Source organism: uncultured Thiocystis sp. (genome assembly GCF_903866365.1).
In the GTDB taxonomy this organism is placed as follows: domain Bacteria; phylum Pseudomonadota; class Gammaproteobacteria; order Chromatiales; family Chromatiaceae; genus Chromatium.
The window spans coordinates 18,596-35,216 of record NZ_CAIPNF010000002.1 but is presented as its reverse complement, the minus strand read 5'-3'; the positions used below and the strand labels follow the sequence as shown (position 1 = coordinate 35,216).

Here is a 16,621-nt window from a genome sequence, read left to right as displayed (position 1 = left end):
GCGGCGGGTCGGACGCGACGTGAAACGGGTGCATGAGGACACGAGCGTCCTCGCCGAATTGGGCTTGGTCGAACGCTCGGAGCGCGGCGGGGTGTGGTGTCCGTTCGAGGACATCCATGTCGATCTGCGGTTGCGGCGAGCCGCGTAGGCGATGAAACGCGGAAATCCACGACGGACAGAGCCAAGCCGAGACAGGGTCCATGTGATGGTGGGCGTCATCGCGGACGATGCTGGCCGCATCCTGGTGTCCAGGCGTCCCGATCACGTCCATCAGGGCGGACTTTGGGAATTTCCGGGCGGTAAGCTGGAGCCCGCCGAGTCGCCCGAGCAGGGTCTGGCCCGCGAGCTGGAAGAGGAACTGGGCATTCAGGTGCGGACCAGTCGACCCCTGATCCGGGTACACCATCATTATGCCGACCCCCCGACTCCGCTCCTCATGCCGAGCGCAGTCGAAGCAAGTGCAAGCCCTGTCCCGACGCCGCTCGCTTCAGGTCGTCATGTCCTGCTCGATGTGCGCCGGGTGGAAGCTTACTCAGGAACCCCCGAGGGACGCGAGGGTCAGCCGCTCGACTGGCTGGAACCGGATGCCATGGATCCCAGCGTCTTTCCGGCGGCCGACCGACCCATCATCAATGCACTGCGACTGCCGTCCCTCTTCATGATTACCGGGGACGATCCCCGGCGGACGGAAGAATTCCTGGAACGTGTCGAACATGCACTCGATCAGGGCATCCGGCTGGTCCAACTGCGCGCTCATGACCTGGACGATCATGCCTATCATCGCCTTGCCAGCGCGGTTTATGCGGTCTGCGACACGCGCCGGGCGCGTCTGCTGCTCAATCGGGAACCGCGACAGGTCGCCGGTGTCCCCCGTCACGGACTGCATCTGACGGCCTGGACACTTATGAACCTGACCGAGCGACCCGGTCAGCCGCATGAGCTGGTTGGCGCTTCCTGCCACGATGCCGCGCAACTGGAACAGGCCGCGCGACTTGGCTTCGATTATGCTCTACTCTCTCCAGTACAGCCGACCGCGACCCATCCGGATGCCCTTCCGCTGGGCTGGCAGGGCTTCGCCGACCGCGTGGAACCGATCCCCTTGCCGATCTATGCATTGGGCGGTTTGGGGCCGACGGATCTCCCGGACGCCATCGCGCACGGCGCACAGGGAATCGCCGCGATCCGGGGGCTGTGGCCGGACATTTGATGCCGTTCCGACTCAAAGGCACCTTTCAGGTTCGTCGTTCAACACCAGGAGTTGACCAATGCAGATTCGCTTTGGCTACGAGTTGGTCTATGCGTGCCCGCAACGCACGCCCATGATCCTGACTCTGAACGTACACTACAGCCGGGTCTCGGACCTGGTCGTTCCCGATCACATCGTCACCCAGCCGGCGGTGCCGATCACCGCCTATCGCGATGGCTTCGGCAACTGGTGCAGCCGTCTGGTCGCCCCGCCGGGCGAGATCCGCCTCTCCACCGACGCGGTGATCAATGACACGGGTCAACCCGATGCGACGGATCCCGACGCCGCGCAGTTCGCGGTAGAGGCGCTGCCCAGCGAGACCCTGGTGTACCTGCAAGGGAGCCGCTACTGCGAGACCGACCGTCTCTCCGAGATTGCCTGGTCGCTGTTCGAGAAAACGCCTCCGGGCTGGCGCCGGGTGCAGGCGATCAGCGACTTTGTGCATGGTCATCTCACCTTCGGTTATCAATATGCCCGCGCCACCAAGACCGCGCTCGAAGCCTTCAACGAGAAGCAGGGAGTCTGTCGCGACTACACGCATCTCGCCATCGCCTTCTGTCGCTGCATGAACATTCCCGCACGCTACTGTACCGGCTACCTGGGCGATATTGGCGTGCCGCCGTCCGCGGCGCCCATGGACTTCTCCGCCTGGTTCGAGGCCTATCTGGGCGGGCGCTGGCATATCTTCGATCCACGCAACCGGGTGCCCCGTATCGGACGGGTGCTGATTGCCCAGGGCCGCGATGCCGCCGACGTGCCGCTCAGCAATGTCTTCGGTCCCACGACCTTGAAGCAATTCAAGGTCTGGACCGACGAGGCGCCAGCGTCGGCCCCGAGCGCCGGGGACGGAGTGCCGCGATGAACGAGACCGGAATCCGTCAACCCGCCAGCGCATTGAGCGGTCTGGCGATCTATCTTGGGTTCGTGCAGTTTTTCCTGCTGGCGACCTGGACCCTCTATGCCATTTTTCTGCCGGGATTGCTGGAGTCCGTCGGTGTCGAGAAACGCTGGGCGGGCTGGGTGCTGCTGGCCGATCAGGTGCTCTTTGCGGGTTTCGATATCGCGGCGGGCTTCGCGGCGGATCGCGCCTTCCGGCTCTATGCGCGGATCGGTTCTGTCGTCATCGCGGTCAGTGCATTCTCCTGCCTTGCCTTTCTGTCGTTGCCCTGGCTGCCTGGGCTCGGTGCCGGGCCTGGAGTATTCCTGAGCATCACGGCATTGTGGGTGGTGAGTTCGTCCGCGCTGCGATCGCCGCTCTTCGGGCTGCTCGCCCGCCATGCCGCCAAACCGGCGGTACCGCGACTGGCCGGACTCGCCCTGGTCGGCCTGGGCCTCGCGGCGGCGGTATCGCCTTATCTCGGCACCCTGATGACCGGCCTCGATCCGCGTCTGCCCTTTACGGTATCGAGCCTAACGCTCCTGTTGGTCGCCGCCGCCCTGGTGGTCGCCGAACGGAGGGTGGGGCCGATCCCCGCCGTCCCACGCGAGAGCGCGCCGCCGACGGTTTCCGCGTGGGGATTCCTGCCTCTGCTCCTGCTGGCCGCCAGCGCCTTTCAGATCGCGGTGTTTCTCAATGCCGGTCCGCGTTTTCTTCGGGAGACCGATTCGGCGTGGCTGCCCTGGCTGTTGCCCGTGTTCTGGATCGGCTTCAGTCTCGCGGTCTTTAACGCGGGCGCGCTCAGCCAACGCTGGGGCGTGGCGCGAGTCTTCGCGATCGGCTGTCTGGTCGGCGGAGCCGGGCTGGGCGTGAGCGGCCTGCCGGGGATCGAGGCGGCCATCGCCGGTTATGCGATCGCCGGATTGGGTTGGGGGGCGGTCCTCGCGAGCGCCTTCGGTCTGGCTGCGGACTGCGGACGACCGGGCCGGGTAGCGACCTACACCGGCATCCTCTTTGCGACGCTAGCCGCCGCGGCCTTCCTGCGCATCAGCGTCAATCTGGCGGGCTGGCCCAAGCAGGCGGCGCTGGTCCCGATCCTGACCTGGGCACCCATAACCGGCTGGCTGCTGGTCGGCCTGCTGATGTTGCGACTGGCCAAGCGAAGTCCAAAATGAAACTGCCAACTGCCAACTGCCAACTGCCAACTGCCAACTGCCAACTGACCGGCTCTCACGCACAGCGATAATCCATCACCACTGCCGTGACATTATCGCGCCCACCCGCCTCGCAGGCCGCCTGGACCAGAGACTGGGCCGCTTCCCGAGGATCGGGTTGGTCGAGCATCCGGGCGATCCGGTCCTCTGACAGTTCCTTGAGCAGCCCGTCGCTACAGAGCAGGAAACGATCACCGTCCAGCAGCGCCTCGATACGCCGATCCAGTTCCAGTTCGAGATCGCCGCCGACCGCGCGCACCAGGACATTGGAGAGCGGGTGCAGATCCGCCTGCGCGCGTGTCAGCAAGCCCTGTTCGACCATTTCCTGGACCTGAGTGTGGTCGAGCGTGAGCTGGAGGAGTTCACCTTTGCGCAGCCGATAGGCACGGCTGTCGCCGGCCCAGAGGATGGCGCAGTGATCGCCGACCGCAAGCACGGCGACGATGGTGCTGCCGATGATCTCGTCGCCTTGCCTGGCCGCTTCATCGACCAGGTGGCGGTTGGCGTCCTCGATGATCTTGCAGACGGTCTCGACGGCGGTGCCAAGCAGTTGCGGATAAGCGAGCCGGCCGAGCCGCTCGACGAGCAGACGGCTTGCCAGAGCGCCGTCGCGGTGACCGCCCATGCCGTCGGCGACGGCCCACAGCCCCAGATCCGGTCGCTCCAGATAGGCATCCTGGTTGACCTTGCGGATTCTACCGGTATCGGTCGCTCCGCCCGAGGCCCAGTGACACCTGGGGACTCGCAACTTCATGGCGCCTCCTGATCGACAGGGTTGGACTGAACGTCACGCTTTTGGCGTTGCTCGCCGTGCCGAGTGGGGCCGACGTCGGAACGCGCAAATTCCCACCAACCCCCATGGGTCCAGTCGCCCCCGAGCAGTGCGCCGAAGCCATCCGGCGGCGGCAAACCCTGGCAGGTCAGAAAGGACGGCGCGACTCGATCCGAGCCACTCGACCACCAGAGGCTGTAAGCGCAGAACATCTGGTCGAGTGCTCGCGCAAGCAGGTTCGGGCAGGCAAGACGGACCTCCGCGGGCGAGGCGGCGGGCAGCCGCCAGGCGTTGGAGCGGGACGCGGCGACTGATGTCTGCTCACCGGTCGCGAGGACCGCGCAGTCCGGCGCCCCCAGCGCCATGGCCTCGGCATCGAAGGTCTCGACGGTGCAGTCGCCTTCGAGTCCGGTCAGCGCGAGCATCTCCGCGCGATCGAACCAGGATGGTTCGCAGAGGAGGCCGAGAAGGTCGGTACCGGCGCTCAGCGGGCAGGCGAGGGTGAGCGGAAAATAGCGCCCGACGCGATCGACGCTCGGCATCAGCACGCCGGCCCAGGCATGCTGCCCGACGATTCCAGAGGTGAGGACGAAACGCCACAACGGACTGGTCAGGTAGATATCCAGCCAGTCATCGCCGAGTTGGGCCTGACTGTTTGCCAGGGATTCGCGCAGCCAAAGATCCCAGGGTTGAACGAATTCGGCCGGCAGACGACGGGTCAGGAAATCGCCGTGCTCCGGCAGCTTGCCGTAAAAACCTGGAGTGCCTTGGGCCTTGTCGTTCACAGCCGCTCCGGACAGCGAAACGCGCGCAATTCGCCGAGCTTGAAAGGATTGCGGACGCTGACCGCGCGCAGTTCGAAACGCGCGGATAGCCCGGCAAGCGAGAAGGTGACCTGGAATTTCTCCGGTTGACTGGTCGACTTCAACGATGACCGATCCAGCACCCGGAACCAAGCCCAGGGACCTTCCTCGGTCAGGCTGGGTCCGCTTCCGGTCTCGTCGGCGAAGACCAGACGGACGCGCGCCGGACCGTCCGGGGCCGGCCACTGCAAGCGCTGACTGCGCGGTGGACCCTGGCGGTAATCGAGGATCTGTCCGCCGAGATCCAGTATGAACTGAGTCACTCGCGCATCCATGATCTGGGGCTGGAGCTCGAATTCGACCGCCGGCGTCTTGCCGCCACCCGTGAAAAATGCCTCGCGGATCACGGCCGCGCGCTGGAATTGCGCCAGCGCCGCGTCCGGGATCCCGATATTGGCGTCGATCCAACGCCATTGCGGGCGCGAGGTATTGGCGATCGGGGCCAGATTCTTCTTGAAAAAGGCATCGATCATGCCCTCCGGGCCAAACAGACGCCCAAAATCGAAGAGGGTCGTCTCGCGCGCGCTACCCTGCGTGAAGGGGTAGCGGTCGTTGATCGCCTCGCGGCAGAAGGGCAGAACCTCGGCGGTCCAGAGGCTGTTGAGTTGCGCGCGCATGCCACCGGCCGCGAGATTGGCGCTATCCTGCGCCAGCGTGTCGACCCATCCGCTGAGCGGCGCGGGAAGCTTGCGTGCGAGCGCCTTGATTTCCTGGGTCTCGGGCGCTTCTCCGGCGATCAGTAGATCTCGCCCCGACACCACGGCGGCGGCCACGGAGGACAGATGGAGTTCCAGCTTGCTCAACGACGCCAGCACCTGATCGATGGGCGCCTGTCCCTGCTCGTTGGTCCGTACCAGATCATGCAGCCAGGTAAAGCGCTGCGTGACATAGGCCTCTGGCGCCTCGTCGACGGGAACATCCTGGGGCTTGTCGCCAAAATAATGCTCGACGCGCTGACGAAAGCCGTCCTGCTTCGTGTCCGTCTGACCGGCTGCCGCGTCATCCGGCGCCGGTTTGCGATCAAGTTCGGTTTGCCGGGCGGCACCGGTCAGCAAACGGCGGAGCGGTGACTTGACCGGATCGGCCAGCGTATTCGCCAGCAGGGCGGCCTGCTGCAGGTCGCGCGCCGCAACCAGTTCGATATCCTCAAGCAGACCCTGCCACTCGCTCACATAGTCGCGCAGATAGCGCTCGCGCACCTCTTCGAACAACTGGCGGGCTTCCTTGGATCCTGGCTGCAATCGCGCCGCCGGCCCAAGGATCCAGCTCTCCGCGGCGGCGGCCTCGATCAGACGGTTGCTCGCGCTCGCAAAGCCGCGATGGTAGCCGTCAAACGTATAGAGCGCCGGGATGCCCTGGTTGAGCGGACGGCCGCTGCGACGGACGAAGACCAGCTTCGCGTATTCCCCGCCGGCGGCGCTGATGGTGAACTCGGCGCTGGCATCTCCCACGCCTTCGCGCTTGAGACGCTCGTAGACGCGTGCGGCCAGTGGCGCGCGATTCAGAATCTCACGGGCATCCTGAATCAAAGCGCGATCGAGTTCGATCGGCAGCGGGACCGGTCGCCGGTCGAGCAGCGCCGCCAGATGTTCGCGCAGCGCTTCCTGTTGCTCGGTCGTGGTTTCGCGCGGCAGTCTGCTCTGCCAATCGCGCCCGACCCAGAGCTGGACTGCGGCCGGATCATAGCGTTCGTCGCTACCCAGCATCAGATAGACGCGCAGTGCGTCATAGAGATAATCCGGATCGCCGACGGATTGGCGGATCTGTTCCTCGAGTCGCAGGATGACGCGCGGCAGCAGTGCTTTATTGAGGATGCGGCGATAGGCGCGCGTGGCCTGGGAGCCCAGCTTTTCGCCCTGATAAAGTCCGAATCCCAGGGTGAGCGGGACAGGATCGGAGCGTTCGGCGAAGCCGCGTGGAAGCGTCCGGGCGGCATCCAGCAGCGGCAGTACGCCGAGCGGATTGCGCTCCTCGGGCGCGAGCGCATCGATCCGGGTTTCGATGCCGGCCACGCGCTCCGCCACCGCATCGATATAGGCGCGGTTGCGCGAATAGCTGGTGGCCCAGGCGGCGGCGATTAGCAGAAAGACCGCCGCCGCGCTGGCATAGGCACCGCGCCGCAGCCAGAGGCGGCGACGTTCCAGCCGGGGGTTGAGCCCGGCAAGCCCGGCCTCGCGAAAGATCACCTCGCGCAGCAGGCGCGTGATGAAAAAACTCTTGCCCGTCCCCTTGAAGGGCAGTGGGCCCTGCCGGCCGAGACCGAAGTTGGCCGCGAAAGCGCTCAGAATGCGGTCGATCGGGGTTCCGGTCTGGGTTCCGCTTGTAAAATAGACGCCGCGCACCAGCGGGCGGATCTCGAAACGGGAGGGCGCGAAGGCATCGTTCAGGAAGCCTTCGAGCACCTCTCCGAGCGCGCCGAACTGGCGTGGAAAGCTGAACAGGAGCGTGCGTTTGCGCGGTTCGCGTTCCTGCTCCATCCGCGCCAGCAAGCGTTGATCGAGTCGTTCGGACAAACGATGCAGCTCGTCCGGGAAGGCCGCGATCGGGGCCGGCCCGCCCTCGCTTGGCGCGAATTCGAAGGTCATCCCCCAGACCTGCTCGCGTCCCTCCTGGCTCAGATCGGCAAAAAACTCGCTGAATCCGGCGACCAGATCCGCCTTCATGAACAGAACATAGACGGGCACGGCGATCTGGAATGACTGGCACAGCTCCTGGACGCGCTGACGGATCGCCCGCGCATGGTCGCCGCGCTCCGTCGGCGTTTGCTGCATCAGATCGGACAGGCTCACGGCCACCAGCACGCCATTGATGGGACGGCGCGGACGATGCTTTTTCAGCAGATCGAGAAAATTCCGCCAGGCGGCCTTATCCACCTGCTCATAGCTGTCCTGAGTGGTGTAGCGCCCGGCGGTATCGATCAGCACCGCCTCGTCGGTGAACCACCAGTCGCAGTTGCGGGTGCCGCCAATTCCCTGGATGGCGTTCTGACCCAGGCGTTCGGCGAGCGGGAAGCGAAGTCCCGAATGGATCAGCGCGGTCGTCTTGCCGCAACCGGGCGGCCCGATGATGAGATACCAGGGAAGCTGGTAGACCCAGCGGCCGCCCAGCTTGTTCCTGCCCTCGGATTGTTTGAGCGCGGCCAGGGCCTGATCGAAGCGTTCGCGGAGCGCGAGCAATTCTTCCTCGGAGGCTGTTTTGGCCGGATCGGGCGCTGGCTCGGGACCGGCGGCAAGCTGCTCCATCAGCTGGCGGTTGCGGATACGCGCCCGCACCGCCGAGCCAATCTGGACCAGACCCCAGATGCCGAACAGCGTTCCGATGACCATCCAGCGGCGCACAGGAGGGGCCAGCGGCTCGGTGCCGGCAAAGCCGATGAGGGGGCCGACGAACCAGATCAGCAGCGCCAGCGCGACGATTCCGACCAAGGTCAGGAAGCGGCGTGAAATAAAAAATCTCAGGAACGACTTCATCGGCCAATCCCCGCGATCGCGCCGACCCCGCCCTGACGGTGCGCCGGTGTCATCAGCATGACCTCCACCCGGCGGTTGCGGGCGTCCCTGGAGTTTTCGGGAACCAGCGGCTCGGTATCGGCGCGCCCCTCGGCCGTGAACCGCGCCGGGTTGCCCGCCACTTCGGCCAGCAGGTCGCGGACATGGACCGCGCGTTCCTGCGAAAGGTGCCAGTTCGAGGGAAAACGCAACGTCTTGATGGGAACGCTGTCGGTGTGCCCGGTCACCAGCACCGCGCCAGGCAGTTGCGCCAGGGCTTCGGCGATCCGCCGGAGCAGGGGCACGTAATCGGTTCTGACCAGGCTGCTCCCGGAGGCGAACAGGTCATCGCCACGGACGATGACGGTCTGCCCCTGGGGCCGGTCGAGAACCTCCAGACGCTGTGCCGCGATGTCATCGGCGAGCAGGATGCGCAGCGTCAGCGACGCAGTCGCCGGTGGCCGATCCGGTGGCGTTGGTGCCTCGGCCAGGGGAATGCGGGGCCGTTCGGTCACCGCGGCCAGACCCGTGTCGAGGCTGCCCAGCGAGAGATAGACGGGATCCGAGTCGCGGTTGAGCGCGAAGGTAAAAGAGGTGAAGAGCCCCAGCAGAAGCAGCGCGCAAACGGCCGAAAACACCCAAAGCGGGAGCCGATGGACCAGCGGATCGCGCGGTTCGGCGACGCCCTGCCAGTGGGGCGAAAGTTCCGGCTCCGGATCTCCGCGCTGTGCGCGGATGGTCTGAAAGAGTTGTTCGCGCACCCGATCGAGCTGGCTCCGGCCGTCCTCGCGCACCCGGTAGCGCCCCTCGAAGCCCAGCGCGAGACAAAGATACATGAGCTCCAGGAGATCAAGATTGCCGCTGGGATACGCCAGCAGGCGGTCCAGCGCGGTGAAGAATTTTTCCCCGCCCCAGGCCTCGTTGTGGAAGCTGATCAACAGCCCGCGATTGCTCCAGACGCTCTGACTGCCCCAGGGGGTGTCCAGCACGGATTCGTCGATCAACGAACACAACACATAACGCGCGGGCAGTACCACGGCATCCGCCAGACCTTTCGCGCGCGCGCAGGACTCGAACTCGCGCACCTGGCGGATCAGCCCATCGCGCAGACCCTCGGGATCCGGATGGGCGGGAGCGCCGCGCACTTGGGCCGCGACGGTCAGGAGTCCGGTCGCGCATCCCGCGAGGGGGTTGTTCATGCACACCGGCAGCGCGTCGAGGCGCCCGCTCGCCGGGATGCTGGACAACGCTGGAGAGACCGGAGGCGGCGGCGCCTGACCGGGGCCGCGACGGCCGCCGGGGATGGGGCGGATGACCGTGGGACCGGCGTCGCCGGGCATCAGAAAGGGATCCTCGTCGGTCATGACTTACTCGCGAATCGCCCAGAGTTCCAGTTCGAGCGCGGGGAATTCTCCGCCGATGTGCAGGCCAAAACCGCCCCCCGTCATCAATTGTTTCCAATACTCGCTGTTGCGGTCCAGTTCGAAATAATCGCAACCCGCATGAAAGGGAATCTCCAGCGGGGCGGTCGGCATCGGCCGCAGCGCGATCCCGGGCAAGGCCAGCTTGACCAGCTCCTGGATCTTTTCCACCGGCCCGACCTTGGTCTGCGCGGGGAGGCGATTGCGCAGCGTCTGCGAGTCCAGATTGGCCCTGGCGGCGAGCACAAATCGCGAACCGGCAAGTAGCGATCGATCCTCCACCAGCGCGATGCGGAAGCCGAATTGACGCTCCTGGATCGGGATCGCGATGGCGCGCTCGACATATTCGCGATTGAGGTATTCGCGCAGTCGGCCGATCAGCGGCGTGTAACTGGCATCCAGATCCTCGTGACGATAGGGCGGAAACTCCGGGGGGCGTTTAGTCTCGCTGGCGAAGGTGGCGAGCTCGCCGGCCAGGCCGAGCAGGATGCGATAGACGGCCTCCGGATGCAGGCCGCTGACCTGGATCAGATGCAGGACGACGGGTTCGGCCCGGTTCATGAGCTGGAGTAGCAGGAAATCGGACCAGTCGGCCACCCCGCCATGACCGACGCCACGCACCCGCCCGGCGCGCGCTTCGGCCTGACGATGGAGCAGGCCGGCCAGCTCCTCGATAAAATCGGCCAGCCGTCGCGACACCTGGAGATCCACGCACGGCGGAATATAGGAGGCGTCGAGCGAAACCTGCCGATCCGCCCGGCATTCGAGCACCCGGCCGACGCCGCAGCAGGCATAGCCTTCGCGGGACTGACGCTCCAGCAGGAGACGCAGATCGAGCCGCCCGATCGCGAGCGGGGTCTCGGTGTCCGAGCCCAGCGTATTGTCGCGCACCGTCAATTCGCTGGAGCGATAGCGCAGGATGGTCTCGGTCTCGCCGGGACCGCCGCTCTCGGCGGCCCCGGGGCGGCGCAGCGGCAGGGCGAGATAGAGGATTTGGGGGACGATGTTCTCGTCGAACTCCAGCGGCGGCGGCAGCGGGTCGCTCGCCGGGGCGTCGAAGGGCGTGCCGTCGGGTAGCGTGCCCGCGACCTCGCTGAGCGCGAACTTCCCGAAGGCGAGCAGTTCCCCGTCGATGCGCAGACGCCGCAAACCCCAGGCGGAAGGCACGCCGAGACCCGATCTGGCCCCGACCAGACGCTCGATGTAACGGTCGTGCTGCTGGAAATGTTGTGGCTGAAGGAAGAGACCCTCGGACCACAGCACCTTGTTGTCCCAAGCCACGGCGCGCTCCTTATTGGTGACGGATCGAGACGGCGTTGGCGCCGACCTCGACGAGAAGTGTGTTGTCCACCGCGGGATTCAGACGCATCAGATCGCGCCAGCGCGTGCGGTCGAGATCGCGGAAGGCCGCGATGACGCCAATGTAGGTGGCTTCCGGATTGAGCGGGCGAGCGATCGGCAGAAACTGACCGGGGGCCAGGGTGACCTCGTCGCGTGCAATCAGGTCGCCTCCCAGCACTTCTTGCTCGCGATCGTAGAGACTGAAAAAATCCGCCTTGGAAAAGACGCCGTGGCTTTTGAGTTCGTAGAGGCGGACCACCACGGCCAATGCCTTGCCGCCCGGACCTCGATTGGCGTCGGCTGACGCGGCGATCTGGAGACTCAGCCGCGGCGGCGGTTTCGCGTCCTTCGGCTCCGGTGCCTGGGGTTTGCTCCCGCAGCCCGGAAGGGCGGCGATGGCGAAGACGAAGATCGTCAGGCCGAGAAGCGCACTCATGATCGACCCGCGTTTGTCGCTGAAACGGTTGTCCAATGCAAAATCCTCTCGTGTCCGGACCACTGGCTGAGTATGGCTCAAAATCGCCGGCCGGATTCGGTTAAACCTGACGGGAGCCACGCAGTTCGGCGAGGTGCCGGATCTGCTCCCGGTAGGCGCGCGCGAAGGCGTCGTCGAAAAGCTGCATGAAATCCTCGGCGGCATCGGCGGCAACCTGTTCGTAGGTCTCGGTGAAGAGATCCCAGTATCTGGCTTTACGCGCCATCGGCAGCACCTGATCGAGCCCGGAGCGACGGCTGAGACGGCGTTCGAGCTGGTTTGGCTCGAAGCGAGCAAAGAGTGCGCGCAGGGCGGCCTGCAAACCCGCCGTCATCGCCATTTCGTGCGCTTGGATATCGTCGAAGGCCTCCCGCGCCGCCGTCAGCGCCGGCAGATAACCCGGGCTAGGGCGAAGCAGGAGGCGTTCCAGCAAATCGGTCGTATCGACGGAAAATTTGAACGGGTTGTTTTCCGCAGCACGAATCGTCGTGACGCCCAGGCGCAATTCGCTCTTGAATTGGGCGCGCGCGATCATGGTCTGGGTGAGTCCGGTGGCGAGGACGCGCAGCAATTCGCCGGCCTGACGGAACAACTTCTCCGGGTCTTCGACATCGGCGGGCTTGCCCACGCCGAGGCCGGCCAGAAAGGCATCCAACTCCCCGGTCGCCGGCGCCTGTTGGTGGAGCAATGGCTTGGGACGCGGGGGCGCGGGCCGGCGTGGCGGAGCGGCATCCAATGGCGTGTCCTCGGGAGCGGACGAGGGCCGCTCCGGGCCGTCGAGGACTGCTGGGCGCGGCGGCTCGGGACTCGCTGGAGCGGCCTCGGGGCGCGCCGGCTCCGCCGCGTCGCCCGGACTGACCCAGGCATCGTTCAGCAGATCGTAATCGTCAGGCACGGGCAGGCGATCGGCCGGACGATAAAACACATGCTCGACCGGTGTCTGTCGATGCGGGGCCTCGGGAGCCGACGCCTCCGGCGCGGGACCGGCCAGATCGTCATCGAGCGGCGAGGCATCGGCGAACAGGTTATCGGTCAGATGGCGTTCGACCGGTTGCCGCGGCTCTTTTGGCGTCGATCCGGCCGGGTTGTTATCGCTGCGTCCGTCGGGAGCGAGCAGGTCCAGGATATCGGTCGTGGCGCCGACCTGGGCCAGTTCCGGCAGGTCTGCCGAGTTCAGGCTTGCGAAAGGATCGGCGTCGAGCCTCGCGGGCGGGGCGGCGCTTGAGCCGAACGTGACGATGATCTCGAAGGGGCCGATGGTCAGTCGGTCGCCGTCATACAGCGCCATGGATTGATGCGATGGCAATGGCTCGACGGCGTGGTTCAGATAGGTTCCGTTGCGGCTGGTATCGGTGATCCAGACACCGCCATCGCGCACGTCGATGCGCGCGTGCTGACCCGAGATCACCCGCTCCGGGTCTTCGAGGCACAGCTCGTTGGTGGGGCTGCGTCCGATGGTGACGCCGCCCTCGGCCAGATTCCGATGAACGTCCCACTCGGGCGGCTGGGCCTGGCGGTTGACGAGATGAAGGTCGATCTCCATGCATTGGCTCCCCGAACCAAAACCGCTCTGATCGAGCGCATCATACGAGAGATCCGCGACTGGATGCGACCGTGCTTGAAGGCGGCATGATGGGAAAGTATAACCGAGCCGGCCTCCAACCCAAGAATCGCGGTTGCTCCCCAGTGACGGCGTGGCTAGGATGCAGCGGGTCAGCCCCGACCTTTCATGCCTTCATCCCGCGGAAATCAGCGACTCAGTGAAGATCCCTGGCTATACGATTATTCGCGAGCTTGGCAGTGGCGGGATGGCGACCGTCTATCTGGCGCGCCAGGATCGTCTGACGCGCGATGTCGCCTTAAAGGTGATGAAACCGCTGGCCATCGCGGGCGACGATTTCACCTCCCGCTTCATCAAGGAAGGGCAGATCATCGCCCAGCTCCAGCACCCCCAGATCGTCACCATCTTCGATTTCGACTCGACCGACGGCTGCCATTATTTCTCCATGGAGTATCTCCCGGGGGGGACGCTGGCGGACGAGATCGGGAAAGGGCTGCCGACCCCGCGCGCGATCGCGATCACGAAAAAAATCGCCGAGGCGCTCGCGGTCGCCCATGCGCGGGGCGTCATCCATCGGGATGTCAAACCGCAGAATATCCTGTTCCGCGCCGATGGCACCCCGGTCCTGACCGATTTCGGCATCGCGAGGGCAGTGAAAAGCAATGCCGATTCGATGCAGTTGACCAGTTATGGGATGGTCATCGGCAGTCCCCGCTACATGAGTCCGGAGCAGAGTACCGGCCAGCCGCTCGATGCGCGTTCGGATCTGTACAGCCTGGGCGTGGTGTTCTACGAGATGCTGACGAATCAACTGCCGTATCAGGCGGACGATGTCGTGAGTCTCGCCATGAAGCATTGCTCCGATCCGATTCCCCGCCTGCCCGATCACCTGGCAGTCTACCAGCCCATCCTCGACAAACTGATCGCTAAGAAACCGCAGGACCGCTTCGCCAGTGCCGGTCAGCTCATTCGCGCGCTGGAGGTTTCCGAGAGCGAAACCCGCGCCACTGGCGCGAATGACGAGGCCACCCGACTGGTCGTCCGGGGCGCCGAGGAGCGGACAAAGACCGCGAGCCAGGGCCGAAGTCATGCCGATCGGACGGGTTTGCGACTCCTGGGAGCTGTCCTGGTGCTGATGTCGCTCGCGGGAGTCGGCCTCTATCTCGCGCTGCGGACGCAGGACGATCTGCCCGCCGAGCCCAGCATCGCCGAGCGTCTGCCCGCGGCCCGCGCGGCCCGCGCGGAGACCGCCACTCAATATGAAAAACTCGCCATCGAGCATGTCCAGAAGGCGCAATACGAACAAGGCATGGAACTCGTCAGGCTGGGACTCTCGATGACGCCGGACGATACCCGGCTGGGCGCCTTGAAATCGCTGATTCAGGATCGGATCGAGGTTGAGAAACAACTCGGAACGGCGCGGGAATTGTTGCGTGAAAATCTGCTCGACGAGAGCCTGTCACTGATCGAATCCGGTTTGCAGCGCGTTCCTGACCATCCTGGTCTGAGCGCGCTGCGCATCGAGCTTCAGGACCGTCTCGCTCGGCGCGTGCGCAGTCAGGCCGACGCCCTGCTCGCGCGCGCCCGCTCCAACGTCGAGGCCGGACAGTTCGACGACGCCCTGGCTCGGGTGCGCGAAGGGCTCGGGCTGGTGCCGGATCACCCCGGACTGCTGCAACTGCAAACGCTGGCGCAACGCGCCGTGGAACGGCGCGAGGCCATTCAGGAATCGATTCGTCAGGCGACCAGTCTGCTGGCATCGGGAACCTTGGCCGAGAGCATTGCGTTCATCGACCGCGCGCTGGAATCGGCTCCCCATGAGACGCAACTGCTGGATCTGCGCGCGACGGCGGAGAAACAGCTGCAAAGACAACGCGAGAAGACCGTGGCCGAGCTGTTCGAACAGGCGCGGGGATTGATGTCGGAGGGGGATTTTCAGCGCTCGCGCTCGCTCATCGAGGAAGGTTTGCGGATCGACCCCGACCATCTCCAATTGCAGACCCTGCGCGATGAGGTCAGCGCCGCGCAGGCGCGGCGGCTTCAGCGGCAGGCGGACGAACTCTTGAGCAAGGCGCAACGCCTGTTTGAGCAGCAAGCGTTTGACGCCGCGCTCGATCTCATTGGCGAGGGCCTGAGTCTCGCGCCGGAGCATGCGGGTCTAGCTGAACTGCGCGCGCGGATCGCCGCGGTGCATCAGGCCGAGAACCGCGTCGCTCAATTCCTGCAAGACTGCGAGCGGCAATTCCCGCTCGCCGAACGCTCGGCGGAGACCGGCGCGCTCGCGGCGAAATGTTACCTTCAGATCCTGACGCTGGATCCAACCAATGCGCGGGCTCGGGAGCGTCTCCAGAAGATCGCGGATCCGATTGCGGAGCAAGCCGAATCTTTATTGCAGTCCTATCGGCTCGACGATGCAGGGCGCGCCCTGGAACAATTGCAATCGATCGTTCCAGCGCACCCGACCCTCGCCGCGCTCCGGGAGGACTTGAAGAGACGCCGGGACTTATCCCCGGCCATGATCGACATCGCGGGCGGTTGTTTCGAAATGGGCAGTCCTCCCACGGAAGCGGGACGCGAGGACGACGAGCGCCAGCACCAGGTCTGCGTCAAGGCTTTTCGGCTCGGTCAATTCGAGCTCTCGGTTGCTGAATTCAAACGGTTTACCAAGGCGAGCGGCTATCAGACCGACGCGGAGCGGGACGTCGGCGGTTGGGATGGCTGCTGGGCGCTGGATCAGGATCAGACCACTGCCTGGGGCTATCAGCCCTGGGCGAGTTGGCTGAAGCCAAACAAATATCAAACGGTACGGGATCAGGATCCAATCAGTTGCGTCAGTTGGAACGATGCTCAAGCCTATCTGCGATGGCTGAATCAGGAGACCGGCGGCGCCTTTCGTTTGCCGACCGAGGCGGAATGGGAGTACGCGGCGCGCGCGGGCTCGGCGACATCGCGTTTTTGGGGCGACGCAATCGACGCGAGCGCCTGCCGCTATGCGAATACCGCCGACGCCGGACATGGCTGGGCGGACGGCTTCCCCTGCAACGATCAGCAGGAATGGGTCGCCCCGATCGGGAGTTTTGAACCCAATGCCTGGGGCCTGAACGATCTGCTCGGCAATCTCTGGGAGTGGACCTGTTCGGAATATGACGCCGCCTACAACGGGACCGAACTGGTCTGTGCGCCCAGCGCGTCGGATGCTGCCCGCATTCTGCGCGGCGGCGCCTGGAACAGCGGGCCAGGGCCGGTGCGCTCCGCCTATCGCAACCGGAACTTTCCCGAGTCGCGCTATAATTTCGTTGGCTTCCGGCTTGCCTATGACGCCCCCGCCGCGCCCACGGCGCGCTGAGGGCGTCGCTTGGCCCG

At 65.2% G+C, this 16,621-nt stretch carries 11 protein-coding genes; 4 read left to right on the top strand and 7 right to left on the bottom strand.

Annotated features, from left to right (window positions below):
* Nucleotides 1-205: 205 nt before the first annotated feature.
* The 3 genes from QZY07_RS00170 to QZY07_RS00160 are packed head-to-tail and all read left to right on the top strand — an operon-like array spanning nt 206 to nt 3,298.
* The gene (locus QZY07_RS00170) at nt 206-1,207 is read left to right on the top strand and encodes a Nudix family hydrolase (RefSeq protein WP_295398800.1); all 1,002 of its coding nucleotides are present in this window, start codon (nt 206-208) and stop codon (nt 1,205-1,207) included.
* Nucleotides 1,208-1,265: 58 nt separating this feature from the next.
* A complete protein-coding gene (locus QZY07_RS00165) occupies nt 1,266-2,108 on the top strand; it encodes a transglutaminase family protein (protein WP_295398798.1) in 843 nt (280 codons plus the stop codon).
* A complete protein-coding gene (locus QZY07_RS00160; RefSeq protein ID WP_295398797.1) occupies nt 2,105-3,298 on the top strand; it encodes an MFS transporter in 1,194 nt (397 codons plus the stop codon). Before QZY07_RS00165 ends, QZY07_RS00160 begins: the two co-directional genes overlap by 4 nt.
* Before the next feature lie 55 nt (nt 3,299-3,353).
* Here QZY07_RS00160 and QZY07_RS00155 read toward each other — a convergent pair whose 3' ends face one another.
* From QZY07_RS00155 to tagH, 7 genes are all read right to left on the bottom strand, one after another.
* Entirely contained in the window at nt 3,354-4,091 is a 738-nt protein-coding gene (locus tag QZY07_RS00155; RefSeq protein ID WP_295398795.1) for a protein phosphatase 2C domain-containing protein, read from the bottom strand.
* Nucleotides 4,088-4,894, bottom strand: a complete 807-nt coding sequence (gene tagF / locus QZY07_RS00150; RefSeq protein ID WP_295398793.1) for a type VI secretion system-associated protein TagF — start codon at nt 4,892-4,894, stop codon at nt 4,088-4,090. The genes QZY07_RS00155 and tagF overlap by 4 nt, the downstream gene beginning before the upstream one ends.
* Nucleotides 4,891-8,442, bottom strand: a complete 3,552-nt coding sequence (gene tssM / locus QZY07_RS00145) for a type VI secretion system membrane subunit TssM (protein ID WP_295398791.1) — start codon at nt 8,440-8,442, stop codon at nt 4,891-4,893. The genes tagF and tssM overlap by 4 nt, the downstream gene beginning before the upstream one ends.
* Nucleotides 8,439-9,824: a type IVB secretion system protein IcmH/DotU gene (icmH, locus tag QZY07_RS00140; protein WP_295398790.1), complete on the bottom strand. Its 1,386-nt coding sequence runs from the start codon at nt 9,822-9,824 to the stop codon at nt 8,439-8,441. The genes tssM and icmH overlap by 4 nt, the downstream gene beginning before the upstream one ends.
* Before the next feature lie 3 nt (nt 9,825-9,827).
* Entirely contained in the window at nt 9,828-11,162 is a 1,335-nt protein-coding gene (tssK, locus tag QZY07_RS00135) for a type VI secretion system baseplate subunit TssK (protein WP_295398788.1), read from the bottom strand.
* Between the two features lie 10 nt (nt 11,163-11,172).
* The gene (gene tssJ / locus QZY07_RS00130) at nt 11,173-11,658 is read right to left on the bottom strand and encodes a type VI secretion system lipoprotein TssJ (RefSeq protein ID WP_295398786.1); all 486 of its coding nucleotides are present in this window, start codon (nt 11,656-11,658) and stop codon (nt 11,173-11,175) included.
* A gap of 100 nt (nt 11,659-11,758) precedes the next feature.
* Nucleotides 11,759-13,240, bottom strand: a complete 1,482-nt coding sequence (gene tagH, locus QZY07_RS00125) for a type VI secretion system-associated FHA domain protein TagH (RefSeq protein ID WP_295398784.1) — start codon at nt 13,238-13,240, stop codon at nt 11,759-11,761.
* A 217-nt stretch (nt 13,241-13,457) separates the two neighbouring features.
* Between tagH and QZY07_RS00120 the strand changes: the two genes are divergently transcribed.
* Nucleotides 13,458-16,604 carry an SUMF1/EgtB/PvdO family nonheme iron enzyme gene (locus QZY07_RS00120; protein WP_295398782.1) on the top strand — a complete coding sequence of 1,049 codons (3,147 nt, stop codon included), beginning with the start codon at nt 13,458-13,460 and terminating at the stop codon, nt 16,602-16,604.
* The last annotated feature ends 17 nt before the right edge of the window (nt 16,605-16,621 follow it).

What these genes read in the sequence shown, in the direction of transcription:
- QZY07_RS00170 (WP_295398800.1), top strand. Translation starts at nt 206, where the DNA reads ATGGTGGGCGTCATCGCGGACGATGCTGGCCGCATCCTGGTGTCCAGG.
- QZY07_RS00165 (WP_295398798.1), top strand. Translation starts at nt 1,266, where the DNA reads ATGCAGATTCGCTTTGGCTACGAGTTGGTCTATGCGTGCCCGCAACGC.
- QZY07_RS00160 (WP_295398797.1), top strand. Translation starts at nt 2,105, where the DNA reads ATGAACGAGACCGGAATCCGTCAACCCGCCAGCGCATTGAGCGGTCTG.
- QZY07_RS00155 (WP_295398795.1), bottom strand. Translation starts at nt 4,091, where the DNA reads ATGAAGTTGCGAGTCCCCAGGTGTCACTGGGCCTCGGGCGGAGCGACC.
- tssM (WP_295398791.1), bottom strand. Translation starts at nt 8,442, where the DNA reads ATGAAGTCGTTCCTGAGATTTTTTATTTCACGCCGCTTCCTGACCTTG.
- icmH (WP_295398790.1), bottom strand. Translation starts at nt 9,824, where the DNA reads ATGACCGACGAGGATCCCTTTCTGATGCCCGGCGACGCCGGTCCCACG.
- tssJ (WP_295398786.1), bottom strand. Translation starts at nt 11,658, where the DNA reads ATGAGTGCGCTTCTCGGCCTGACGATCTTCGTCTTCGCCATCGCCGCC.
- tagH (WP_295398784.1), bottom strand. Translation starts at nt 13,240, where the DNA reads ATGGAGATCGACCTTCATCTCGTCAACCGCCAGGCCCAGCCGCCCGAG.